General features: G+C 35.0%; 25 protein-coding genes. 18 read left to right on the top strand and 7 right to left on the bottom strand.

The genetic code is table 11. The features are described 5' to 3' along the window. Window positions 1-6: 6 nt before the first annotated feature. The 9 genes from JOE44_RS09490 to JOE44_RS09450 are packed head-to-tail and all read left to right on the top strand — an operon-like array spanning window position 7 to window position 12682. Complete coding sequence (locus tag JOE44_RS09490) at window positions 7-4482, top strand: tape measure protein (protein ID WP_209785375.1); 4476 nt, start codon at window positions 7-9, stop codon at window positions 4480-4482. Continuing rightward, window positions 4482-4955 (top strand): hypothetical protein, encoded by a 474-nt coding sequence (locus JOE44_RS09485; RefSeq protein WP_209785374.1) that lies wholly within the window; start codon window positions 4482-4484, stop codon window positions 4953-4955. Before JOE44_RS09490 ends, JOE44_RS09485 begins: the two co-directional genes overlap by 1 nt. After that, a complete protein-coding gene (locus JOE44_RS09480; RefSeq protein ID WP_209785373.1) occupies window positions 4946-5962 on the top strand; it encodes a hypothetical protein in 1017 nt (338 codons plus the stop codon). The genes JOE44_RS09485 and JOE44_RS09480 overlap by 10 nt, the downstream gene beginning before the upstream one ends. A 2-nt stretch (window positions 5963-5964) precedes the next feature. Next, a complete protein-coding gene (locus JOE44_RS09475) occupies window positions 5965-8178 on the top strand; it encodes a hypothetical protein (protein ID WP_209785372.1) in 2214 nt (737 codons plus the stop codon). Continuing rightward, a complete protein-coding gene (locus JOE44_RS09470; protein ID WP_209785371.1) occupies window positions 8178-10940 on the top strand; it encodes a hypothetical protein in 2763 nt (920 codons plus the stop codon). Before JOE44_RS09475 ends, JOE44_RS09470 begins: the two co-directional genes overlap by 1 nt. Window positions 10941-10965: 25 nt before the next feature. After that, a complete protein-coding gene (locus JOE44_RS09465) occupies window positions 10966-11472 on the top strand; it encodes a phage holin family protein (RefSeq protein ID WP_209785370.1) in 507 nt (168 codons plus the stop codon). Next, complete coding sequence (locus JOE44_RS09460) at window positions 11423-11983, top strand: hypothetical protein (protein WP_209785369.1); 561 nt, start codon at window positions 11423-11425, stop codon at window positions 11981-11983. The genes JOE44_RS09465 and JOE44_RS09460 overlap by 50 nt, the downstream gene beginning before the upstream one ends. After that, entirely contained in the window at window positions 11983-12222 is a 240-nt protein-coding gene (locus tag JOE44_RS09455) for a hypothetical protein (protein WP_209785368.1), read from the top strand. Before JOE44_RS09460 ends, JOE44_RS09455 begins: the two co-directional genes overlap by 1 nt. 4 nt (window positions 12223-12226) lie before the next feature. Beyond that, window positions 12227-12682, top strand: a complete 456-nt coding sequence (locus JOE44_RS09450) for a lysozyme (RefSeq protein WP_209785367.1) — start codon at window positions 12227-12229, stop codon at window positions 12680-12682. Here JOE44_RS09450 and JOE44_RS09445 read toward each other — a convergent pair. The 4 genes from JOE44_RS09445 to JOE44_RS09430 all read right to left on the bottom strand — a co-directional run bounded on the left by JOE44_RS09445 (window position 12679) and on the right by JOE44_RS09430 (window position 15052). After that, window positions 12679-13134 (bottom strand): protein-export chaperone SecB, encoded by a 456-nt coding sequence (locus JOE44_RS09445; RefSeq protein WP_209785366.1) that lies wholly within the window; start codon window positions 13132-13134, stop codon window positions 12679-12681. The two genes, JOE44_RS09450 and JOE44_RS09445, sit on opposite strands and share 4 nt — an antisense overlap. Before the next feature lie 7 nt (window positions 13135-13141). Beyond that, window positions 13142-13636, bottom strand: a complete 495-nt coding sequence (locus tag JOE44_RS09440; protein WP_209785365.1) for a hypothetical protein — start codon at window positions 13634-13636, stop codon at window positions 13142-13144. Further along, window positions 13633-14019 carry a hypothetical protein gene (locus JOE44_RS09435; RefSeq protein ID WP_209785364.1) on the bottom strand — a complete coding sequence of 129 codons (387 nt, stop codon included), beginning with the start codon at window positions 14017-14019 and terminating at the stop codon, window positions 13633-13635. Before JOE44_RS09435 ends, JOE44_RS09440 begins: the two co-directional genes overlap by 4 nt. Window positions 14020-14815: 796 nt before the next feature. Further along, window positions 14816-15052 (bottom strand): hypothetical protein, encoded by a 237-nt coding sequence (locus tag JOE44_RS09430; RefSeq protein ID WP_209785363.1) that lies wholly within the window; start codon window positions 15050-15052, stop codon window positions 14816-14818. 106 nt (window positions 15053-15158) lie between these two features. Between JOE44_RS09430 and JOE44_RS09425 the strand changes: the two genes are divergently transcribed. The 5 genes from JOE44_RS09425 (at window position 15159) to JOE44_RS09405 (ending at window position 17062) form a co-directional block, all read left to right on the top strand. Next, complete coding sequence (locus tag JOE44_RS09425) at window positions 15159-15677, top strand: hypothetical protein (RefSeq protein ID WP_209785362.1); 519 nt, start codon at window positions 15159-15161, stop codon at window positions 15675-15677. A gap of 3 nt (window positions 15678-15680) precedes the next feature. Continuing rightward, window positions 15681-15950 carry a hypothetical protein gene (locus JOE44_RS09420; protein WP_209785361.1) on the top strand — a complete coding sequence of 90 codons (270 nt, stop codon included), beginning with the start codon at window positions 15681-15683 and terminating at the stop codon, window positions 15948-15950. A 28-nt stretch (window positions 15951-15978) separates the two neighbouring features. Then, window positions 15979-16254 (top strand): hypothetical protein, encoded by a 276-nt coding sequence (locus JOE44_RS09415; protein ID WP_209785360.1) that lies wholly within the window; start codon window positions 15979-15981, stop codon window positions 16252-16254. Between the two features lie 144 nt (window positions 16255-16398). Further along, window positions 16399-16641, top strand: coding sequence for a hypothetical protein (locus tag JOE44_RS09410; protein WP_209785359.1), 243 nt, complete (start codon window positions 16399-16401; stop codon window positions 16639-16641). A gap of 85 nt (window positions 16642-16726) precedes the next feature. Then, on the top strand, window positions 16727-17062 hold the full coding sequence (locus JOE44_RS09405; protein ID WP_209785358.1) for a hypothetical protein: 336 nt from the start codon (window positions 16727-16729) through the stop codon (window positions 17060-17062). A gap of 25 nt (window positions 17063-17087) precedes the next feature. Here the strand turns inward: JOE44_RS09405 and JOE44_RS09400 are convergent, their stop codons facing one another. Further along, window positions 17088-18230 (bottom strand): site-specific integrase, encoded by a 1143-nt coding sequence (locus JOE44_RS09400; RefSeq protein ID WP_209785357.1) that lies wholly within the window; start codon window positions 18228-18230, stop codon window positions 17088-17090. Between the two features lie 227 nt (window positions 18231-18457). Here JOE44_RS09400 and JOE44_RS09395 point away from each other — a divergent pair, with 227 nt between their 5' ends. Further along, a complete protein-coding gene (locus JOE44_RS09395; RefSeq protein WP_209785356.1) occupies window positions 18458-19624 on the top strand; it encodes a class I SAM-dependent RNA methyltransferase in 1167 nt (388 codons plus the stop codon). A 17-nt stretch (window positions 19625-19641) separates the two neighbouring features. Continuing rightward, a complete protein-coding gene (locus JOE44_RS09390) occupies window positions 19642-20064 on the top strand; it encodes a branched-chain amino acid ABC transporter substrate-binding protein (protein ID WP_209785355.1) in 423 nt (140 codons plus the stop codon). A gap of 269 nt (window positions 20065-20333) precedes the next feature. Here JOE44_RS09390 and JOE44_RS09385 read toward each other — a convergent pair whose 3' ends face one another. Beyond that, window positions 20334-21140: an AraC family transcriptional regulator gene (locus JOE44_RS09385; protein ID WP_209785354.1), complete on the bottom strand. Its 807-nt coding sequence runs from the start codon at window positions 21138-21140 to the stop codon at window positions 20334-20336. 43 nt (window positions 21141-21183) lie between these two features. Then, window positions 21184-22194, bottom strand: coding sequence for an SDR family NAD(P)-dependent oxidoreductase (locus JOE44_RS09380; RefSeq protein ID WP_209785353.1), 1011 nt, complete (start codon window positions 22192-22194; stop codon window positions 21184-21186). A 208-nt stretch (window positions 22195-22402) separates the two neighbouring features. Between JOE44_RS09380 and JOE44_RS09375 the strand changes: the two genes are divergently transcribed. Continuing rightward, a complete protein-coding gene (locus tag JOE44_RS09375) occupies window positions 22403-23407 on the top strand; it encodes a glycosyltransferase (protein WP_209785352.1) in 1005 nt (334 codons plus the stop codon). Window positions 23408-24194: 787 nt separating this feature from the next. Beyond that, complete coding sequence (locus JOE44_RS09370; RefSeq protein ID WP_209785351.1) at window positions 24195-24566, top strand: hypothetical protein; 372 nt, start codon at window positions 24195-24197, stop codon at window positions 24564-24566. Window positions 24567-24581 lie beyond the last annotated feature (15 nt).

Below are 24581 nucleotides of genomic sequence, written 5' to 3'. Positions count from 1 at the left end.
TGAAGAATGAATAATGTAGGAGGAGCTTTAAATTTCAATGCTACGTTGAATTTAAACGAATGGAGGAGGAGCGTGAATGAGATCCGCAGGGATATTCTGGGATTAAACAGGCAGACTCAGCAACAAACATCACAAATGGATTCTGCTTTCCGGAATCTATCAATAGGGGTTGCAAGTTACTTTTCTGTGCATGTTGTAAGAGATTTCATTAATGAGCTAATTACAGTTCGTGGCGAATTCCAACAAATGGAAAACGCTATTGAAACCATTACTGGATCAACTTCTCAAATGAATAAATTAATGGATGAATGGAAGGAACTTACTTTAAGATCACCTTTCCGTTTATCCGAAATCGGTCAAGCAGGTAAGCAGTTGCTTGCATATGGAATCGATGTAAATAAGGTGACGCATGACATTGAAATGCTTGCCAATGTGGCTTCCGGGGTATCAGCGCCAATCGGTGATATTGCTTATGTTTATGGAACCTTAAAAACACAGGGAAGAGCATATACTAGAGATATTCTACAATTCACAATGCGTGGTATTCCATTAATGGATGAGTTAGCGAAAGTCATGAACGTAAATGTTTCTGAACTTAAAGGGCTAATTGAAGCTGGAAAAGTTGGTTTCCCGGAAGTTGAAAAGGCTATGAATAGACTGACTACTGAAGGAGGTAAATTCAATAATCTTATTGGCAAGCAAGCCACAACATTAACGGGTTCAGTAAATAGACTTAAGCACGAATTTGAATTAATGCTTAACGAAATAGGAACTAATAATGAGAATATTCTTAAAGGTGGTATTGATGCTGTTACTCACTTAATTGAAAATTATCAAGAGGTAGGCCGAGTGCTTCTTACACTCATTGAAATATATGGTATTTATAGAACAGCTTTACTTGTAACAACAGCTATTCAAAAAGCCTCAATTGCTGCAGAAGCGATTAAAACATGGATTTCATTAGCCAGAAGTATTAGAACTGCAGCAGATGCACAAGCTTTATTTAACCTTACCGCAAGAGCTAATCCTTATACTCTTATAATTACTGTAATAGGCGCTTTATTAGCAATAACTTACAATTATCGCCAGGAACTTGGAGAACTTACCGGAATTATCGAAGAGCAAACGAATTCACAAAGAGCTCAGGAGGAAGTAATGTCTGAATATCACAGGAATTTCGCCAAAGGTGTAAACGAAACCAAAGCTAATATTTCTGAGCTAATCGGCATTATCAAAAATGAGTCTTCCACCATGGAAATGCGTAAGGCTGCTTACGAGAAGCTAATCAAAATTGACCAGACGTTTATCGGAGTATTAGACGGGCAATACAAAGCTACCAACAGACTTGGGCAGGCTTTAGAATTTGTTACTTCAAAGATTGATGCATTTGCAATGGCGCAGGCTAAGGCTGCCGCTTCCAGAAAAATCCTTGAAGAATCATTTGGAGAGCAATTTAAACGTGATGCCTTAAAGGTGCAGGCGGATTCAGCTCAAAAGGAAGCAGATAAATGGCGAAAAATGGACGAAGATGCAAGGAAAGCTGGAAAAGCTAGTCTAGAGTATTTAAGAAACGCCTATGATGCTGAGAAAAGAAGAGATAAAATTTTAGAACAGTTAGAAAAACAAAGAAAAGTTGCCAATGAGAAAACAGGCATTTCTAATGCTATCATTCGTAGTAATCAACAAGAAATTTCACAAAAAACAAAAGTTTTAAATCAATTAGAGCGAGAAGTAAAGCTTGGTAAGCTTAGTGGTGAACAATTAACGCTTAAAAAAAAGCAAATTGAAAAATTAACATATGAGCTTAATGGTTTTAAACCACAAATTATCCAAACTCCCGAAGAAATTAAAGGAGCAGAAGGTTGGGCGGAAAGAATTAAAAAGCAAATTGAAGAGTTAGAAGCAGAGGCGCAGAAAGCACCAAATCAAGCAGCATATCAAGCGATACGAAATAAAATAGACAAATTAAACGAACTTTTAAATCCAAAAAAGCCTAAACAAGAGAACCAATTAGCAGAAATTTTACCTGAAGGTTCTATTAAAGAACTGGAAAGGAGGGCTCAATTATTAAATGATGCTATAGATACTGCTGTAAACGGTCAAGTTAAACTTAGGAAGCTTGATAAGTTCGGACATGATAAGGATAAAAAAGGTAACCCATATTTTACCGGAGAGACAATTTCAACAGAAGATGCATATAAGAGACTTCAGCAACTACAGGACGAGATAGATTCAAAAAGATACAAGTCGAATAAAGATAGACTTGATGAGACTAAAACTCAATTCGAAAATTACTATTCCATTGCATCTTATTACGGGAAAGAAATAGCTGATAAACAATATGCTCCTCTAATTAGTAAATCAAAAAATTATCTTAAATATGTTGATGGCGAGGTAAAACTTCTAGAAACTAGATTGGAAACTGGTGAAAAACTCTCCAAATCTGATCAGGAGTATTTAGTTATGCTGAGAAAGGAAATGGATTCTTTGAACGGTTTTGAAGAACCAATCGAAGCGTTTAAACGTGAATTCGAAAACACTTTGAAGCTAATGCCGTCGTACGTTGACCAGTTAGGCGCGATTGATAACGCGATTGATGAAATTTACAGAAAGTCTGGGGGAAGCAATATGGGGCTTTATTTGTCTCAAAAAAAATACCTGGAAGAAACAAAAAGAGGGGTACTACAGCAACAAAAAGATTTATATACTCAATTTATAGCAGGGCAAGAAACCTTTGAAGAAAAAAAACTTCAGATAGAAAGAAAGTACAATAACATACGATCTCAGCTGGGTGAAAATACAAGCATATCTGATGGAGAGAGATTGAGATTACTTGACGCTGCGGGGAAATCCGAAGCGAAAGAATACCGTGATGCCTTTGTATCTGTCTTAGAGAAGTCAGATATGTTTGAAAAGGTTTTTGGAAATATTGACGCTCTTACCAAGAAAGAAATATCTAAATATATACCGGAACTTGAAGCTAAAATCAATGAATTAATAAATCTAGGCGCGCCAACTCAAGAAGTTGAAAAGTTTATAGGAGTACTTGAAAAGCTCAAAAATGCATCAAAGGAATCTGGTCCAATAAGAAAGCTAATTGATAGTTTTAAAGAACTGCGAAAGAAGATTAAAGATGGGACAGCAACACAAGAAGATTTTAATCGACTTAATCAACATATACAAGAAACCAAATTCTACACTGACTTAGCAATTAATTCAGCAAAGGAATTAAGTGAGGCTCTTGGAATAGATGGGAAAGGCGGACCATTTGAAAAATTCGCCAAGGATTTAACACAGACAATCGAAGGGTTAATTAATGCGTTAGTAGGTTATTTTTCTGGTAACATTCAACAAATGGTCGGTGGAATTGCACAGATGGTTGTTGGTATAGTTAAAATGTTATCTACCGCAGGAGATGGTAAAAAAGAAAAAAGTATAAGATCATGGAAACGGGCTGTTGATGAATTGAAATCCTCATACGAAGAGTTACAACGTGTTATTGAGAAGACGGCTGGCGAGGCGCAGTTATCAAAGCAAAGAGAGCTTATTTCCAATCTAAAAGAGCAACAGAATCTTTTAGTCCAAATGAGGGATAAAGAGACTCAAAAGAAAAAGAGGGATCTAGATAAAATTGCTGCATATAATCAACAGATCAATGATGTAAATGTTAAGATTCAGGAAATAGTAGACAGTTTCCAAAAATCTGTAACCACTACTGATTTTAAAGAGCTTTCGCAAAAATTAGCTGATGCATTAGTTTCCGCATTTGGACAGGGTGAAGATGCAGCCAAGGCTTTTGATAAGGTTGTCGAAGATGTAATGAAAAATGCGGTAGTAAATGCTTTACGGATTAAATATTTGGAGCCGGTGGTTCAAGAAATGGTCAACAAACTATATGCTTCAATGGGATTTGGAAAAGGTGACACATCGGAAAAAGAAGCTCAAATAAAACAGTATGAGGAAGAAATAAGGAAACTTGACGAGAAGATCAAAAATAGCATTTTTGGAAATCTAACAAGCGGACAGTTTGAAAATGAAAAGAAAAAATATCTACAATTAATAGATAAACTGAAGGCAGAAATTGCGAATACTAATATCGCAGGTAGTTTTGACGGCTTAACGCAAGAAGAAATAGACAAATTAAAGGATTACAAAAATGATCCTAGATATTTAGCTTTTTTAGAGAGTATAAAGGCGATCGATAATGTATTTGAAAACACAACCGCTGCCGCCCAAGGCTTAAAAGGAGACATTAAAGGAATCACTGAGAAAACAGCCGGAGCGTTGGAGGGGCAGATTAATGCTATGCGAATTATGCAGGCTGAAGCTTTAAAACGGTCAAAAGACAATCTGGAAGTAATGCGCAGTCAATTACTCGTTCAAAGTCAAATTGAAATGAATACTAGACCACTTAAAGGCATATACGACGAAATAAAATCATTGAATTCAAAAGTTAAAAACAGCCTAGCCGGAATACCATAATGAATACAGAATATATTTTAAAAGAAATGAAAGCTTTCAGCCCTTGTAAAGAGGGCTTTGAAAAAGCTTATAAAGATACTTCAATAAAAAACCTTTGCGAGTTATTTTTTACTAATTCAGACTGGGCTTTAAGACAAAATTTCCCGTCAAATGAAGTACTTGAAAAATACCGTGGTTATTATGAAAAATACGGGGTTTACTATAGGCAAAGTACTATAAACAAGGCTGTTAATTTGGCTATCTTTGATAGTGAATCCGAAATAGAATTCATAGGATTTGATGTTTCAGAGATTTTTATTCGTGGAAACTCTAAAATTACAATAAAAGCTGCTGGATATTCTAAAATATTTGTGACAGTTTTAGATGATTCGGAAGTGAATATTGAAAGAAATGAAAATGCTGAGGTATTTGTTTACCAATATGGAGGAGTGGTTAATGGAGATTGTGTGGTAAAACAAAAAGTATGGGATTAAAGTGGTCAATTAATGGTAGGGATTTTTCAGAATTCGGAATTAATGTTCAGGATTCTAAAGGTGTTCTTGATGGATTAAAACCACGTGAGAGAAATTCATATACCTGGGCTGAATACCACGGGAAACAATACGACTTATCGAAACCTTTCTATGAAGCACGTGAACTGGAACTTCAGTGCTGGTTAAGGGCTTCAGATTCTAACAGATTAACAGAAAACTTCAATTCATTTATAAGCCTATTTGATACAAGGTCAACAAAACGTTTTACAATTGAGCCTTTTGGGAATAAAGAGTATGCTTATGAAGTATTACTCAATGGTCCTGCAGAACTTACAAAAGAATTCAGGGACGGAATAATGTATGGTTCTTTCACACTAAAATTAATTGAGCCTAATCCTATCAAAAAGATTCTAAAAACTACTCTTGACACCTTCAAGCTTTCCTACGAAATAGATTCTGAAACAGGGATTTTCTTTGGAGACGGAACCAAGCAGACCGGCCGTGGAAATGTCAGCCTTACGAAAGACTATTCAATGCCATCATATGAGAATTCAGGACTCTCAATTATAAGCGCAAGTGGAGTAAACAATCAATACTTTGAGGTGAACTATACAAATGAAGATTCAACCGTTTATCAGTTTTCTGTAGAGGTGGATTTAGAGTTACCTAAAAATATAAAGTTGTATGTAATCGGTCGAAAGCTCGACAACACATATGAAGCTGTTGCTGTAAGTACAATTAACGAAGGAATAACCGGTAAAAATTTAATATCGGTACTAAAGGCGGTTAATATGGATGACTATGGCAAATTCATTTATAAAGTTTTGGATTCAGACGGAAATGAGATTCCTGGAATAGAATACGTTAATCCACGTATTGAAACAGCTGAGGTTGTGGGAGAGTGGCAGAACATGTTAGGGAAAGAAAAAATAATAATCATTGCTGGAAATATTGAAGACGTGAAAAACCTTCAAACACCAGCAGAAATAATTTGGGAAAAAATATAAAAATGGCAGATCAAGTTAATATTACAGTAACGGACTTAATTCCACCTGCAAATATTGCTACTATTGACAACACGTCAATGCAAGGGAATGCGTATACTAAAATACAGGTAGATGATAAAACAGCCTCTATTACCGAAGAATTTAATACAAAAATAGCTGAAGTTGAGCAGCGTATTGAGACGGATTTCAAAGGAACAATTAAGCCTACTGATCCAGCTCCAACAGAAGATGGAAGTTACAAGCCTGAAATTTCTTCGAATGACGACAAACCAACAGATCCTAACAGCACTGCGGATTGGGGTAAAGTATACCCAAATGCGGGGAATCTTAGGGCTAAGACTGGATACAACACTATGTTTTATAAGAAAGGTTCCGTTTGGACTAGGTCAGAAACGAAAATGCCAGAAGTTGCAGTGAATGGAGTTGTAGAGGCAAGTAATCCAAATGCTGTTAGCGGTGGTTCTGTTTATGACAGATATAAAAGTCTAATTAATTTGGGCTCAACTAACATACCTTTCACTTTAGCAGCGGGAGGTATTAATACTACTACAGGCGTACCAAATACATCGCAGAACTGGATTAGAACATTACCTATTACTTGCACAGGCTCAACGGCTTATGAAGCTACAGGATATGGTATGGATTCTAATTCATCTGGCATGCGAGTATTCTTCTACAACGGGAGTACATTTTTATCCTACGTAGCGAGTGGATCAGCAACAACATTTCCATTCACAACTCCTCCGACTTGTAATAATTACATGGTCCAAGTGGCCAGCGGTACAGACGTTGGTTTATCGCCATCAACATCTCCATACAATACTTCATTGAAGATTACTCAGGGTTCTTCATCAGGAGATTACATCAAGGCGGAAAAAGTATTTGGAACAATGATAACTCCGCAAATTCAAAAAATTGAAACTGCAAAAGCTACTGATAGCAATGAATTCTCTGAAAAGTTTTCCTTTACTAATCAGGTAGGTGTTATTGATTATAAGTCAATTGCTATGACCGGCAATAGTTCAGTAACACATTTAAATTTTGCAACAAGTAATGAATCGGACATTAGCATCATTGAAGCGACAGTTAAAGATATTGCATCAAATGGAAGTGCCCGGCTAGGGTTTGGTGATGCAAATGCTTGTTTCCAATTAATAAAAACTGCAGCTTCCAGTTCTGTATTTGACGTATATGTCATGAACCGATATGGGGTGACGAGCGTGGGGACTCTTTCAATTGGTACCGCCACGATTCTTAAAGTAGGGGATAAATTAAGATTATTCAGAAGTGGATTAAATATCAATGCATATCTAAACAATGTTTTTGTTGGTAGTACAGACTTGCAATCACAGGGATCTTTAAGTGGTATTCTTAAGGGAATTGTAGGGTTCAGAGACAATACTCAATATTGGCAGGCGGACCAGGTTAAACTTAAAAAGAGAAGATCTCCATATTTACATATTTCAGTTGACGACTCTATAAATGTGTTTAGAGAGTTATCAACTACAAACCCAGCATCTATTTTTGATAATGCCAGGCTTGCGGTTTACAAGGAAATGCATGATAAGTACGGTGCTTGTTTCTCCCTATTTGCTTTTTATCAGAATTCTGGAAACACTTTTAATCTATCCCAGATGCCTGCGACTTGGAAGGTAGAATTCATTGCAAATTCTCATTGGCTTAAGATAGGTTTCCACGGTGTTGACGCAACGACTGATTACACATCAATAGCCTTAGCGGATGGTGTAGAACATTATACCCGGATTATCAACGAAATCAATCGTTTCGCCGGATATTCTACAATTGATAACATGCCGAGATTCTCACAATTCAAAGGAAATAAAGCCCTGTACACAGAATTGAAGAAGTATGGATTAGTGGGAGTGGTAACTGCTGACGATGCACGTACAGATAATTCTTCCTTAACAGCAAAAGAAATAACAGCAGTTAACGCAGCTGACGACTATTTTAACTACGAAATGGGCTTTTACTTTGTAAGGACTTCACCGCGTTTAGATGCAGTTAATGCGACAGCTGTTATTGCTCTATTAAAAACTGAAAATAACAACTTTAACACTAAGAATGTATTCGAAATGTTTTACCATGAGGGGAGAGAATCATCAGTAGAAGGAAAAGAAATGATTGAGGCGATTTGTAAGTACGCATGGGATAACAGAATAAGATTTGACTTCCCTCAAAACAATATTTTGAATTAATGAATAACATAACACTATACAGAAACGGATCTCCTTTGTTCAATTTGATTGAGCGAGGGAAACGTTCTGTGGAGTCTGCAACACTTAACCGGGTTATGCTTTCGGATGATTCGGTTTCGATAAAACTTAATTCGAGGGAAAAGCTGGATATTTTGATCAATGATTACTTCGTGCTCTTTGACTCTGTGTATCGTATCAATTCATTGCCGGTATTGGTGAAAAATAGCAATACCTCATATGAGTACAGTATTACAGCTCAGGGCTTAATGTTTGATATGCAACGATGCAAGTATTTCAATGCAGACGCAACCGGATTTGGTCCTGATCTGGAATTTCCTTTGATTGGCACTATTGAGGTTTTCTTGCTTGCTTTAAAAAACAACATGAAGCGTTTTGCTGGCAACTGGGAGCTGGGGAATTTCACTAATGGCGAAACTAAGACCATTACTTTTGGTGATGATACTTGCCTATCAGCAATGCAGAAGATCTGTAATGAATTCAAAACTGATTTCTGGATTAAGTATGAAAACGGCAAATATGTTATTCATACCGGAGACTACGGTAAGAAAGTCCCCCTGAAATTTGAGTACGGAAAAGGGAAGGGGCTTTATTCTTTATCTAGGAATAATGTTGATGATAATGATATTGTAAACCGGCTCTATGTATTTGGAGGCACAAACAACATTCCAAATGAATACCGGAATTTTAGTAAACGATTAAAATTACCAGGGGCAGATTATTTGGAAGATGCCGGATCAATAGCAGCTTTCGGACTAAAGGAGGGATCAATCACTTTTGATGAAATTTACCCACACAGAACCGGAAAGATAACGTCCTTAGGAGATACGAAATTCAAGTTCTCAGATTCCACAATGGACTTTGATCTGAATGAGAAAGAAGCCGACGGGGTAACGACTAAATATCTTGTTGCTGGGACATCTGCCAAGGTTCATTTCAATACCGGTAATTTGGCAGGATATGAATTTGAAATCAAAAAAGGAGGCTACAATCATACTACTAAGACTTTTGAGATAATTCCTTTCAAAAATGATCAGGGGCAAGGCTTTCCAGATGAAAGTTCAACTGCCTTTCAGTTCGCGATAGGTGACGAATATGTTCTAATTGACATCGTAATGCCAAAAGCATATGAGAGTAATGCTGAAAATGAATTATTTATTGAAGGATCTAAGCAGTTCAATCTTAAATTAAAAGCTAAAGTTTCCTATGACTTAAACGTTGATCCGGCTTACATGGAAAAAATAGGAGTAGGGAAGTTTGATATTGGTGATTACATTCAGGTTTATGATCCGGTGTTGGGTATCGATAAGGTTCTTCGTGTAAATCAAACTACTATTGATTTCATCCAAAGTGGAGATTATAATCCATATCGTACAAAAATCGTTATTGCAGACTCATATGAGATCAACTACGCATCACAGGTTATCCTTGACATCAAACAGATCAAGAATGTAATGTCGATCACCAATTTAGGACAGATCAATTATTCAAAACTCGGATTAAAAACCACTGAAGAGCTTAAGAATCTTGTCTTTGATACGGATGATTATTTCAATCCAGAGAACATACGTCCGAATAGCATTGAAACGAATATGATTTCCGTTGGCGCCCGATCTCAACAGATCAGCTGCAGTGTTGTGTTCTATGTGATGTATGAAAACAACAAGAATAAGATCAAGGTTAATCCTGGAATCATCTACTCTCAGACATTCGACAAAGAGTGGACTATTCCGGAGAATGTTGAAACTATTCCAGACGATCAGTTCCGATACGTATATGGGAAATGTTCAAAAACTGATCAAAGCGGCGCAATTGTTTTCAGCCAGGAACAAATTAAGTTTGATGCTGATGCGAATGATTATTACTTCCTGATCGGAATTCTTCATTCAGTTGTTGAAAACGTGCGTGTACTTTCTATTACCGTTGGAACAACAACCATAAACGGTGGATTGATCAGAACCGGCATAATTTCCTCTCTTGATGGCCAAATGACAATCAACCTGGATACGCAAGAAATCAAAGGTAAAATTAAGTTCACGGACGGTTCAGACGGCTTTACGTCCATTGACAATGGCCTACTGATGTCTCAGGTAATTGAAGTTGGAAATGAAACGGAAAGAAATGCTTTTATCTCTTCCGTTACAGATGCAGGTGGTGAAAGTATCAGATTTGGAGCTGGAGCAGATTATGCGCATAAAAATGATGCGGTGTTTCAAGTTCTTCAGAATGGTAAAATGATTTCTAAAAATGCTGAAATAAAAGGTAATATCGATGCAAATACCGGGACAATTGGAGGTGTAAACGGTTGGTATATAACAACATCAACCTTAACAAGTACTACCGGTAAAATTCTTTTCGGTACCGTAAATAGTAATGGCGACCTGGTAGATGGTCTAATGATCTCTAATGATGTACACCCAAACAGTCAGTACATAGGTAATTTCATTATTAATTCATCAAAAGATGCCGGTAATGTAATAAACACAGGAGCGTCGATTTCGGCATCAGGAAACAACGTTGGAAATACTGCATTAGAACTTTCAGCAACAGGGCCACAAGGAAATAACAACGCATTAACGGTTAATGATGGGTTTATCTTTTTAAATAACATCGGTGGTAATGGATTCAAAGGGTTCAAAGTATATGTGACAGCTTTAGGAGGGCAATTATTTGAGGGTTTTTCAGGACAAAAAACAATTGGAGGAACAATTTGTTATTTCCAGAATGGACTTTTCATAGGGTAAATAAACAAAAACAATCATTATAACTATGATATTAGAATTTATAAAAGAAGACTACAGCGCAATTATTATGAAGTTAATCGTTGTTGGTATTTTGTGGAGTGCTGTTTTAATAGCCATGATAATTGATTTTTATTTTGGCATAAGGAAAGCTAAACAGATAGGAGAAATGAGGACTTCTGAAGGCTATAAAAGAAGCGTTGGAAAGTTTAATCATTATTTTGGAATGTTGCTCTATGCTTTCATTTTTGATGCAATAGTTCCAATTACTTACTTTTTTGAATTTCCCATATCTGCAATACCAATTGTGTCGCTATTGGCAGCTGTTGTTCTTGTATTCACAGAAGCGAAATCAGTACAGGAAAAAGCAGAAAATAAACTACGAAGAAAAACGAATGCTTCAATGCTCCAGGTTCTTGAAATTCTGGAAAAGCGAGAAGATGTACTTCATGATTTATTGTCGAATTACAAAAAACAAAACGAAAATGAAAAAAATAATACTGATACTAATATTGATACTTCTGACGGGGTGTAGGACAAAAAAAATAATCACATCAAAAAGCACTGAAATTGAGCAAATTCAACAAATGTCCACCGCAAAAGTAGAAAGTAAAGTTGAAAAAGCTGAAGATAAACAGCAGTTAAAAAAGACTGAGATCCTGGAACAAAAAAAAGATAATCTGACTGATTTTGAGGTAAAAGGAAAAGCTGAGACAGGTAAGCCGATTGAAATCTACAATATTGAAAACGGTGACACCTTGCAAGCCATTAGAGTTAATGGCAATGCAAATGTTCACATACGAACCAAAGCTTCTCAGTCAGATCATGTAAGAAAAGAGAATAATTCGGAATCTGTCATAGAAAAGTTTAAGGATTTCTCTGAAAAAATTATTGAAGAAAATAACGTAAAAAAAAGAGTTCAGGAAAGAAAACAGAAAACTAAAGAAATAAAAGTAACAGGCTTTCAGGCCGGCTTATGGATTGTCCTGGCTCTTTTGGGAGTCGTTGGAATCGTAATATTTGGAATTTATAAATACTTTAAGTAATGAAAAAACAAGATTTAAAAGAACTATGGGGCGAAGAATTATTTAATGCTTTCGCAGATCATATTGATAATGATGGTTGGTTAACAGAAAACTGGGCTCCTATTTTGGAAGAAAACTATTCCGATTGGGATAAAGACTATAATGACACAGGTGAAAAAAGTAATCTGTATTCTAGGATGTATATTCAGGATTTTGAGAAAAAGGAAGCTGATTTAGGAATATTCATAAGACCAATTTAAAGCTATGAAAACATCACAAAAAGGAATAAATCTGATTGTATCATTTGAAGGCTTCAGTGGTAAGCCTTATCTGGATTCTGCCGGAATTCCCACAATTGGATATGGCAACACTTACTATCCCGGAGGGAAAAAAGTAACCATGAAAGATCCAGCGATCAGCAAAGAAAAAGGCGCTGAATTATTTGCCGCAGTCTTACCAACTTATGAAAAGATTGTCAATTCAAAAATAAAAGTCGCTTTAACGCAGAATCAGTTTGATGCTCTCGTATCGCATACTTATAATACCGGAGGCTCTGATGGGTTATTTTCATTGATCAACAAAAGAGCTTCAGATTCAGAAATCCGGAATTGGTTCACTACGAAATACATTACCGCCGCCGGAAAAACATTAAACGGACTCATCCGGAGAAGAAAGGCGGAAGCTGATTTGTTCTTTGCAAAAAAAAGACTACTTAATTAAGTAGTCTTTTTTTTATCTCTAACCGGCCCTTTAGTGGGTGGATTCTTTTCATCATACAATTTAACAAAATTAAAAGGGGGTAAGATTATAGGTCTTAATCCGCTTTTCAAAACCCTACTAGATAAGTCTTCCCTAACAAATGGAAAAATCATTGCAGCAATATTAACTCCTCCAAATCTTTTTATCTTTAAAGGATCTAGTGCTTCGTAATTTTTTACTTCTACTTGGGCTACGTGTTTTGAATAGTATCTTACTATTGTATCGTTTGTTTTGTTTGATTTTAGAGTGTAGTTGAGATCTAAGGTAACAATTATTCCAGGTAGTTTATCTGTTAAAATAGTATCTACCTCTATAGAAACTCCACCATCAGCTTTGGAGGAATCTAAATCGATTTTATTAGATCTCTCAAATTCGCTTTTTACTAATATTATACTTGATATTCTTGAATCCATACGTAATTTATGCTGCTAATGCAAATTCATTATTTCCAGCCCTAAGACAATATTCTTCATTATCCGTTAAGGTATAGGTGTAAAGGTTATCTTTGTCAATGTTTTTATGATTATGAGTAAAATCTTCTAAGTAAAAATCTGAGTCAAAACCATCTGACATAAAATCAAAATATTCAAAATCACTGTTTTGAACTGATTCATAAGTTGTATTCTCAATTATAACTGCAAAATCGTTTTTTGTATTATCAAATAAAACATCGAATCTAAATTTATATTTAGCTTTTTCATCCATAATTGCCACCAACTCATTTGGGAATGCAGCAATAAAATCATTATAAAGAGTATCTGTTATTTGCTCAATGAAATTTTCTTCAAGAGAGTTAGAATATAATTGAACAAAATGAATTTCGATGTCAGAATTAAATTCATATTTTATAAACACATTATAGCAGTCAGTAATGTATTTGAACTTGTCGATTAAAAATTGAATTTGTTTTTTCATAATGCTTTTTTTAATTGTGACACAACATTATCACATAGATCTTTTGATTCTTCGCTGTCAGCTTCCCCCAGCGAAAAATTCCTATAATCAGCTTTAACTCTATTGTCTTTTAATATTGATAAATCAGTTGTGAAGGCTTTATGAGACCCTCTTCCTAATAAAGATATAAGTTTTTTTATTGTGTCTTTATGAGACTCATTGGTTTTAAATAAATCTCTGATCTGACTATCTGTCAATCCTTCTTTTATGTTGAAAAAATGATTGCATAGTTGTATACAAGAATAATAATAGCAATGAATACTAGAGTTGAACTTCTTTTCTTTACGTAACACCTCTCCTGAATCATAAGTATCTTGTGATTTTTTAAGATAAGAATGTGGCATCAATATTTTAGTTAATTAGTTTTTACAAAATAAAATTTGCACATGTTAATAATTTTGTTTATGCATACTTATTCTTGTTAGCAAAAATACGCAATTTTCGTTCCGATGGTTAATTCATTTAGTTAAAAATATTACAACATTGTTAGTCGCAACAAAACAACAACTAAAAAATTCAATACTGTGGCATATCTTACACGGTTATTGATTTTTTCTATTACATTACTATATCTATTGACTTTAAACATATTTCGTCACATTTTTGAAATATATGTATTGTTTTATATTTCTTATCTGGAGCGAAACTAGTATTTAAATATGACAAAATTTGTTGTTTTTGTTAATTTTTGGTGAAACTACAGAATAAGATTTAAACAACCTTACGGTTTCCCGTAGAGTTAAAACTACAGCCTCTCCGTATATTTACGGAGTTTTTTTTAAGAGACAAGAACAAGTCAAGTTTTTTTAAGTATCCTCCCTTGTGGAGGATTTTTTTGCAGAAATAAAAACTCTCCTTATTAGGGGAGAGCTGAGTGTACTGTAAGATTGTACAACATTTATTATTAGTTAGTAAATGTATGCGTGAATGAATTTCATTTATATGCTTGCGATCATATGTTTCTATTTATTATTGTCGTAAATGTAGAATAAGTAAAATATACCACAAAAATAAAGATTTCATAAATTGGTGATTAATGTGGCATATTGGTTGATGTGATCATGAAAGCTTATTTAACACCAAATCTTAACTCATAATTCATTTTACACTTTAACCTCCTGATGCCCTAAGGGAGGTTTTTTATTTGGTGGGATTATCTTTTTTATAGGCTTCGATATTCTTTACGAGCTTATCCAAAACTTCTACTGCGTTTTTGGTATCTTCTTCGGTTATCCTTTGTGCTCCTGTCTTTTGCTTAACCTCTCTCAATTTCGCAGAAAGAGTTTGTGGTGCATATTTGTCGTTGGGGAACATTGCTTTTGCAATTTGCGCCTGATTTAATATAGGATTCCCTTCGATAAGCTCTTTCAAATTCATATAACAAAAGTACAATAAAAAAATATTATATAAATATAGTATATTTTATTTTTTAATATACTATAAATGTAGTATATTTGTAAAAGAAACATAACCAATAATAGTCATGAAACTAATCCCCCTTTCAGACTTCGTTCTGGAACAAGAAAAGAAATTGGAAAATATACTTACCGAAAGACTTCCGATAATTAAAACGACATCAGCTTTATCTAAGATAATTGATTATGCAAAATTCCTAAAACAGCCATTGAAGCTTGGTATGTTTTTACCCATGGATAAACACGGAGTAGTTTTAGAACCCTTACAATTTTGCTGTACTGGTTCAGATTGTGGATGTATGGGAATGCCTGTAAATGTAAGTTCTCAGGAAGAGATAGACGAGTATTACCAAGCAGAGGATAAAGTTTTGTTTAATGGATTCCGATCTAAACCTGCTATCAATGAGGTTTTTAATGATTCATTAAAATTGACAATTTATTTAGAGATGTTTCAGTTCATGAATGTTCACGAAAATGGATTGGGAGGCGGTGATCTTATTGGAAGCACAATCGAGGCCTTAGCTCATGCAGATTTAGGAATTGAATTAACCCCTTCCGCTTTAGAGGCTATAGGAATAAAAGAGTAGAGTATGGGAAATTATAGAAAAGACAAACTTACTTTATCATATAATAAAGCACAAAATGATTTTGTAGTCGCTTATCCTAGAAGATGTGATGGAGCATTAGCACTAAATCATATTGTTGGCGATATTTTAAGATATAAGATTCCTGATGATGACACATGCTATCCTTATAATTGGATAAAAGAAAATTTTAAAGATGAATTGGAAAAAAGAGGGTACGATATTACTACGTTAAAATTCTCAATTGAACTTAAAAAAATTAACCCCACGGAGTAGTCTCCACAAAATATAAGAAGATAGTATTATGATTTTAGAAATTATAGATTGGAAAGAATATCATCCTAACGGTCAACTTTGGATTGATGGAAAAATTGGAGTTGTGGCTGACTTATGGAAACATTTATATGACGTAAGAGAACAGTGGAAAGGATACGAAGGTAAACATATATGTAGATTAGGCATTTGGACTAAATACTTCGATAACGGTCAACTTGCCTGGCAAATGTTTTTTAATGATAATGGTTATTTTGAAGATAAAAAAACACCTTCTTATAGAAAAGACGGATCGGTAATAGTTTGAACTTTAGGATTCGTCGTATATAAAAATACAACTCATTGATTTGAGTTTTCATGGTTATTAGTTTTTATCCTCGGAGAGATCTGGGGATTTTTTGTTTACGGAAACCCATAATCACATTTAGTATAATTATCATAAATTTACAGCATGTCTTTTATAGATAAAATACCAATGTATCCACCTGGCCTTGTGATAGTTTTTATCATAGGCTTTTTCTGGCTGCTCCAAATTGCATTAAGCAATGAAAGGAATAAATATTCTGAAGAAAAGCTTATCAATGATAAGTTTTACATTTATCCGGTAATTATGATGTGTGCTTCCATTGTATGTCTTGCTTATCAATTCTATTTAGGGAATTTAAATACTGAAGATTTCACTTCTTTATTCTAGAATAAAATTTTGTGGATAACTTTTTAATGCGTCAAGTTTTGTCGCTTTAAGTATTTTGCTTTGCCGGAAAATTGTAATTTTAAGTATGCAAATATCCGGAGTAGTGTTGAAAATTTTCGAGGAAACAGAAAAAGATGATTTCATTGAAAGAATTATCCGAATAAACTCGTTTGAGAAAAATCAAGTTCTGGATATATATTGTTACAATAAATTATCGTTTAGGGCCGGATTCCTTAAAATAAGTGAACAGGTTACTTTTGAAGTAATTTTAAGGGGTGTTCCTATAGGAAAAAAACAAGAAACACAAATAGTTTTATTAAAGCCTATTAAGCCGGATCTAATACTTACTAAAGATCACCCTTTCCCAGATATAGAATGGATACGTAAAGACTCTAGTCAAGAACGACAAAATAAAAAATAAAAGGGCGTAACTTTTTAGATACGCCTTAGTATTCTTTCAGATTAATTTTTTTCGCTTCATCAAATCTAATATCATTGATGAAGTTTGCGTAAATCTCTGTTATTTTTTCGGAAGAATGCCCAAATATTGAGCTTACAGCTTTTAAACCAAGCCCTGCTTTTAACTTGTCACTACCTCCTTTGTGCTTTAAAGAATATAATTTTTTATTCACTTTTAAGTCCTTAATAACGATTCGCCTCCATAAGTCAGTGGGGTATTTTCTTTTTACCTGAAACGGATTTGGACAAAAGTAATTTTCAACGAGTCCAGGAGTTCTACTATCAGTATTAGCGCCAAATAAATAGTGATCAGTATTAGACAAATCAAAATTTTTAATAAGTGTTTTAATGGTGCCAATTATAGGGACTACACGGGTTTTATTATTTTTAGAATTTTTAGAACTAACTATAATTACTTCTTTTTCTAATATAACATCACTACATTTTAGCTTTATCAATTCGCCTGGACGAATACCCATGTAATAAACAACAGAACAGAAAATATAATAATTAAGATGCATATCCCTTAAGTATGAAAATACTTTCTGATGTTCGTTATCTGTCATCAGATCATATTGACCATTGTCAGACTCTTTGATTGCTCTAATATCTCTTACCGGAGACGAAGTGATTATTTCCCACTCAACAAGTTCTGTAAATATGGAGCTTAAATTTCTAAGTACCTTATTGTAATTTCTAGCAGACCATTCTCTTTTATTTTTAGCAGCATCTAAAAGTGTTTTTATATGAAAACGATCACAATCATTTATGTTTAATTTATCATATCCAAGAGTTGTACAATATGGCTTCAAAAGACCAACGGTAAATGAATACTCTTTATAAGACCCTGTACTGAGTGTGGATTTTTTCTTTTCAAGACCAAAGTCTAATGCTTCAGGAAGGCTATATCTAACAATATTTTTTTTTGCTTTTGGATTCCATCCACTATGTATTTCTTTTTCTAATGTTGCCTTCAGAACTTCGGCCTTAAACATTCTTTCTTCAAATGTTTCGCCTGAATTCAATCCTTTATATATTTTTTTAATAATTTTGCCATCGGTATATAAATAAACATACCATTTTTCATTAAGGTTTTGAGAAGAAAAAATACGAACTTCTATCTTTTTCATGATTTAATATTAGAGTGTTAATTTACTATTTTTTACTATACGAAAAATAAAACATTCATAAAATACTGAAAATACGCACATTATATGTAAAGGTAAAAAATAACTAAATTTGTGCGGTTAAAAGCAAAGTATTTTACAACATTAAGAGATTGAAAATTTCAATTGGACAAGAAGTTGGATAGCTAATCTTTTAATTTTTAAAACTTTAAATCTTTTAATTCATACTTATGGATACAGAAAATATTAAAATACAGATAAAGACATTCTTCGGATTGGAGCAAATTCTGGCAGAAGAAATCAAAAAATTGGGGGGAAGAAATGTTGAAATCAAAAACAGAGCAGTAAATTGTGAAGGAGATCTTGGTTTTCTTTATAAAATCAATTACTCTGCGAGAACAGCATTGAAGATTCTGGTTCCGATTCATGAGTTCAAGGCTTTTAATCAACATCAGTTTTATGACAGACTGTTCAAATTTGAATGGGAAAACTTCATGGATGTTGACCAGTCTTTCTCTATTGATGCTACAGTAAATTCTGAAACGTTCAAACATTCTCAGTTTGTTACTTTAAAAATGAAGGATGCCATTGTGGATTATTTTCAGGACAAATTTAAAAGACGTCCGAATGTAGAAACAAGAAATCCGGATATCAAATTCCACCTTCATATTGACAGGGAGCTGGTGATGATTTCAATGGATTCATCAGGAGACCCTTTATTTAAAAGAGGATATAGAACAGAACAGGGAGAAGCCCCTATTAATGAAGTGTTGGCAAGCGGAATGCTTCAGCTGGCAGGCTGGGACGGAAAAGGAAATTTCCTGGATCCAATGTGCGGTTCCGGAACACTATTGATTGAAGCAGCAATGATTGCGATGGATCTTCCGGCTCAGATCTTCAGAAAAAGATTCGGATTCCAGAACTGGAATAATTATGATGCAGACCTGTTTGCAAAAATCAAAGAATTCAGAATTAACAGAGTCAGACAGTTTGATGGAAAAATTGTTGGGTATGACATCGATGCAAGAATGCTGAATGCTGCAAGAATGAACGTAGAGGCTGCAGAGATGGAAGATGTAATTGAGATCAAAAAACAGAATTTCTTTGATTCTAAAAAAGAATTGTTCCCATTATTAATGGTCTTCAACCCTCCGTATGATGAGAGAATTTCCATCAATGATGATGATTTCTACAAGAAAATCGGAGATACTTTTAAAACCAATTATCCGAATACCTTAGCATGGCTGATCTCTTCTGATCTTGAAGCGGTGAAGAAAATCGGTTTACGTCCTTCAAGAAAGATCAAACTTTTCAACGGAAAACTGGAAACGAGATTTTTACAGTACGAAATGTATGAGGGAACGAAGAAAGTACATAAACTGGAAGGTAATAATTAATAAACTTTGAGATTAAAATGTCCTGGAATTTTTTAGATGTATTTGATGTAGTTTTGAATGGATTAGAACTGTTGGGCTCCGGTTCACGTTCAACTTCGGACAGAAAGGGTCTGAATTATGATGAGAAACCCGGGAAAAAAGAATCAAAGAGATCCGGATATTTCACAGAGAAAGTAAGTGCAGTACTTATTGTATTGGCTGCATTTTCTTTTTTTATTGTTTTTAAAGATCCGTTGCCCGTAGAAAATTATACACAAACTTTAGTTGTAACTTCCTTAATAGGAGTAGGAATTTCTTTTGTTGTATTTTTTATCCTGCATGTGATGGGGCTTTATTATTTTAAAAGTATCTTTAAACTGCTTTTATTCAGCTGTTCAGTAATGGGTTTCTTTATTTCTGTGGTAATGTATATCTATTTCAGATCTGGCTGGTTTATTTAACAAAACAAAACGAGGTAATCATTAATAAACTCTGAGGTTAAAAATGTCCTGGAATTTTTTAGATGTATTTGATATAGTTTTGGATGCGTTTGGACTGTTTAGTTCTGGATCAAAATCGTCACGTTCAAAACCTGAAAGAAAGGCTTTAAATCATAATGTGATATCTCAAAAGAAGGATCCGAAAAATCCGGATAGTTCACAGAAAAAATAATTCCAGTAGTAATTAAAATAAAAAATAGGTTGTACCCATAAGTACAACCTATTTTATTTTATCGTGCCAGTGAAGGCGCAAAGCCATACTGCTTTTTAAATGCGTGCGAAAAATGCGACAGATCTTCAAAACCTACTTCAAGGAAAACATCAGAAGGCTTTTTATTCTTTTCAGACAAATGATAAAAGGCGAGTTCAAGACGCTTTTGGGTTAGCCAACGCTGCGGTGTCGTTTGAAAAATCTTTCTGAAATCACGGTTGAAAGTAGATAAACTCCTTCCCGTAAGATATCCGAACCGTTCCAAAGGCATATTGAACATATAATTCTTTTCCATAAAATGAATCAGATCCACTTTCCCAGGCTCATCGAAATCGGCGAGTACAGAATCTATATCCGGATCAATTTCCCTTACAATACTGATCGCCTCAGTAATCTTTAAATGAGCAATATTTTCAGGAAACGGCCCTTCCATCTCAAAATAGGGGATTAGAGAAGCAAGACAGCTGTTCAAAAGCGGATGACTGTCAAAGCTGTGAATGCTGGCTTCCCGATATCCTGTCTTTCTTTGCTCCCCAACCGAACGGTAAAAATCTTTCAGACGTTCTGTGGTAAGATGCATGGCTACTGCTTTATGAGGAAGTCCGTCTTTAGGATAATTAATAATCGTGGCCAGATGATTCCTTGGGATCAGAAAAATATCTCCTGCTTTGAAAATATAGGTTTTATCGGCCTGAATAATCTTCGTTTCTCCTGATATGAACCAAACCAGCATATGGTATTCAAACACTGTTTCGGTTTTGAACAGCTTATCATCATAACTGGAAAGCTTGATATCCGGTGTGAGGTATTGTATCTGGAAATCCATTGTCAGAAGTTTTGCATTACAAATGTATTTAAAAAAACAATTATTAGGCATCAAACCGGAAACCCAGCATTTCTTCACTTAATTTCCATAAACGCTCAGCATTTTTTTTATCAATGGAATAGGACTGTACTCCCCGGATGGTTGCCGGTTCATCAAACCGATGCTCTATTTGTCCATGGTCTATTTCTGCAATATCACAGTTTTCACAGTACACACCGCCAATTTCGTTAAGCTGTGGGCTTATAGCACACCAGATTGTAGTGGCAGCCCCTTGGGGAACAGTTTTTAATCTTGCCTCAACCTCTGGTTTGATATTTCCGTTTTCATCATGGGTTCCAAGCTGTTTAAAAAGTTCAATAGGCTCTTCTCTGCCCAGATCAGTTCCATATACAGAACCGGGATGAAGAGAATAGGCTCTGATATTGAATTCTTTTCCTCTTTCATCCAGTGCTACAGCAAACAGATTACAGGCTGTTTTGGATTGTCCGTATCCGGATAGGGTATCATAGTCTCTTCTCTCAAAATTAGGGTCTTCAAAATCAAAAGGCGACATCTGATGTCCATAAGAAGAAACACTGATCACCCTTGCGCCGTTAGCTTTTTTCAGAGCCGGCCATAATTTTGCGGTAAGGTGAAACTGCCCAAAGTAATTGGTCGCCAACTGAGATTCAAAACCTCTGCTGTCTCTGCGAAGAGGAACCCACATAATTCCTGCATTATTAATAAGCAGATCCAGGCTTTTTCCTGATGCTGTAAATCGTTCTGCAAAAGCATCAATAGAAGATGGATTCATCAGATCCATTTCTTCAAGTTCAAAATTTTCAATCTCTGAGAGATTTTTTCTTGCCTTTTCAATATCCCTTGCTGGAATAATAACCTGTGCTCCGGCTGAGATCAATACTTTTGTGGTTTCAAGACCAATTCCTGCATAACCGCCGGTGATGATCACTGTTTTTCCGGTAAGATCGATTCCTTTAATAACCTCCTGTGCTGTTGAATACGCATTGAATCCTGATTGAACAGGCTGTTGCAATGCATTGATTGTAAATTCCATTTTTTATTGTTTTAAATTTCTATAGCAAAATTAGGATGGATTTCCTGTGTTCATTTTGTTTAAAATGTCAAATTTGTTGGCTCAGAATTTCATCAGTAAAACCCATACAATGAGAAGGATAAAATAGAACTTCGTTAATTTCTCTGAATAAGCTGTTAAACTGTTTGTAGGTTGTTCTGCGAATAAGTAATTTTGAAAAATTTTCAATTTGAAGCCTACTATTTCCATTGTCGTTGCCATTTACAACCGAAAAGACGAACTTTTTGAGCTGCTGACTTCTCTTACCCAACAGACGGATAAGGAGTTTGAGATCATTATTGTAGATGACGGTTCTCTGATCGACCTGAAGCCAACCATCAAAAACTTTGAACAAGGGCTGGATATTAAATATTTCAGAAAGGATAATTCAGGACCTGGACTGACAAGAAATTATGGTGCAGCAAGAGCAGCCCATGAATGGCTGGTTTTTGTAGACAGTGATGTCATTGTTGAAAAAGATTATATTGAACATATTAAAAACGATATCCTGACGATTCCCTGTGATGCGTTTGGAGGAGCAGATAAGGCTCATAAAGGATTCAATCTGATGCAGAAGGCTATTTCCTATTCCATGACTTCTGTTTTTACTACAGGAGGAATCAGGGGAAGTAAGAAAGCCGTTTCTAAATTTCAGCCCAGAAGTTTTAATATGGGCGTGAAAAAGGCTGTTTTTCAAAAAGTAGGCGGATTTTCTGAAATGAGAATAGGAGAGGATCCGGATTTGTCTATGACACTTTGGGAAAACGGTTTTACCACTGTTTTTTTTGATGATATTGCAGTATATCATAAGCGCAGAGTTGATTTTGGGAAATTTTCCAAGCAGGTCTATCAGTTTGGTTGTGCAAGACCTATTCTTAACCAGAGACACCCTAATTATGTGAAGATTTCTTTTGCGTTTCCTACTTTATTTATGTTGGGATATGTGATGGGCTTTCTGGAGTATTTTATTATGCATAGAGGAATCATCCTTGCGTTCTATGGATTATATACCTTTTTGGTGCTGTTTCATGCTTTATTACTGACTAAAAATATCAGTATTGCCGGTATGGCAGTTGTTTCCACCTATATTCAAATGTTTTCTTACGGGTATGGATTCCTGAAATCCTGGATTTTGCTGAATGTTTTCAGAATGAAACCTGAGGATGCTTTTCCCCATCACTACTATAAAAAGTAACAGGGATATTGTCTGCAAAAGAAAATGCAGTAGGAACGGGCTTTAGCCCATTTAACCATAAATAACATCTTCTAACGGCTTTAGCCAAAACCTATAAAAAAGTATATACACCATTTACGATTCATTCACTGCTGCCTAAATAATACATTGTATGGGGTATTAATATGTAAATCGGGGAGGTAAGGTTATAATTTGAGGTTTCAGCATACTATTTCGGGGTCTACTTGCTTTCCGTTAAGGTCTGTTATATCAGATTTCCGGTTGTATAACCCCATCATTGAGATTAAAAACATATACGGAGAAGTTCAGAACGTCAGCGGAGGATTTCCCAACCGCAAAAGACAGGTTATATACTTTTTCAGCAGAATAAAATAACAAAAGATCCGGAACATTACTCCGGATCTTTTGTTATTTTATTCTGCTGCTTCACGAGAATATTTTTGCATACATCAAAGTAACATTCGTACAAATAGATCAGATTTTTACCATCCGGCAATTAGGGCTAAAAAGCAATAACTATGAAATTTTTATTCGGTTATACCCATTCGGTGGATATTCTTTAACGGCTTTTAAATTATTCAATATCAGTTTAATGTGTACACATTGAAGCCCGATTTTATGCACATAAATTACAATATTTTTCACCCCTAAAGAATTTTATTATAAATAGTTTTGAAATATTTCTGAGCCTATAAAAGCATCTGATTCTCAAAAGCAGAGTATAAAAAGGAATTGGATTAACCATGATCTATCAAGATAAACTATGTTAACTTAAAACAACACGAGAATGAAAAAAAATGATCTCCGTGCATTCACTCTATGCACAGTCCTCGGCGTATCCGCTCAGGAAGTAGTGTGGCGGAAAGACACCCAAATGGCCACCATTGTAACCCAATCCAATGAAGATGCAGCAGATCCCACCAAAGAAGCTGAGTTATTACAAGCTCTTGATGCCTTTCAGCCTGTGGGAATGACCACCAAGTATACTTACGACCCTTTGGTAGGAGTAACCACCATAACTCCACCGTCAGGAATCAGGGAACTCTATGTTTATGACAGCGCTAACCGATTAAAACAGGTTCAGGTAAGGGAAAGAGATAATGCCGGAACCAACAGCTATAAGGTGGTGAAAGAATTCAGGTATCACTATAAACAGTAAGCACCCATAAAAAAA

The organism is Chryseobacterium sp. PvR013 (genome assembly GCF_017833095.1).
Lineage (GTDB): Bacteria > Bacteroidota > Bacteroidia > Flavobacteriales > Weeksellaceae > Chryseobacterium > Chryseobacterium culicis_A.
The sequence above is the reverse complement of the archived record's forward strand: the minus strand, read 5'-3'. Positions and strand labels throughout refer to the sequence as shown.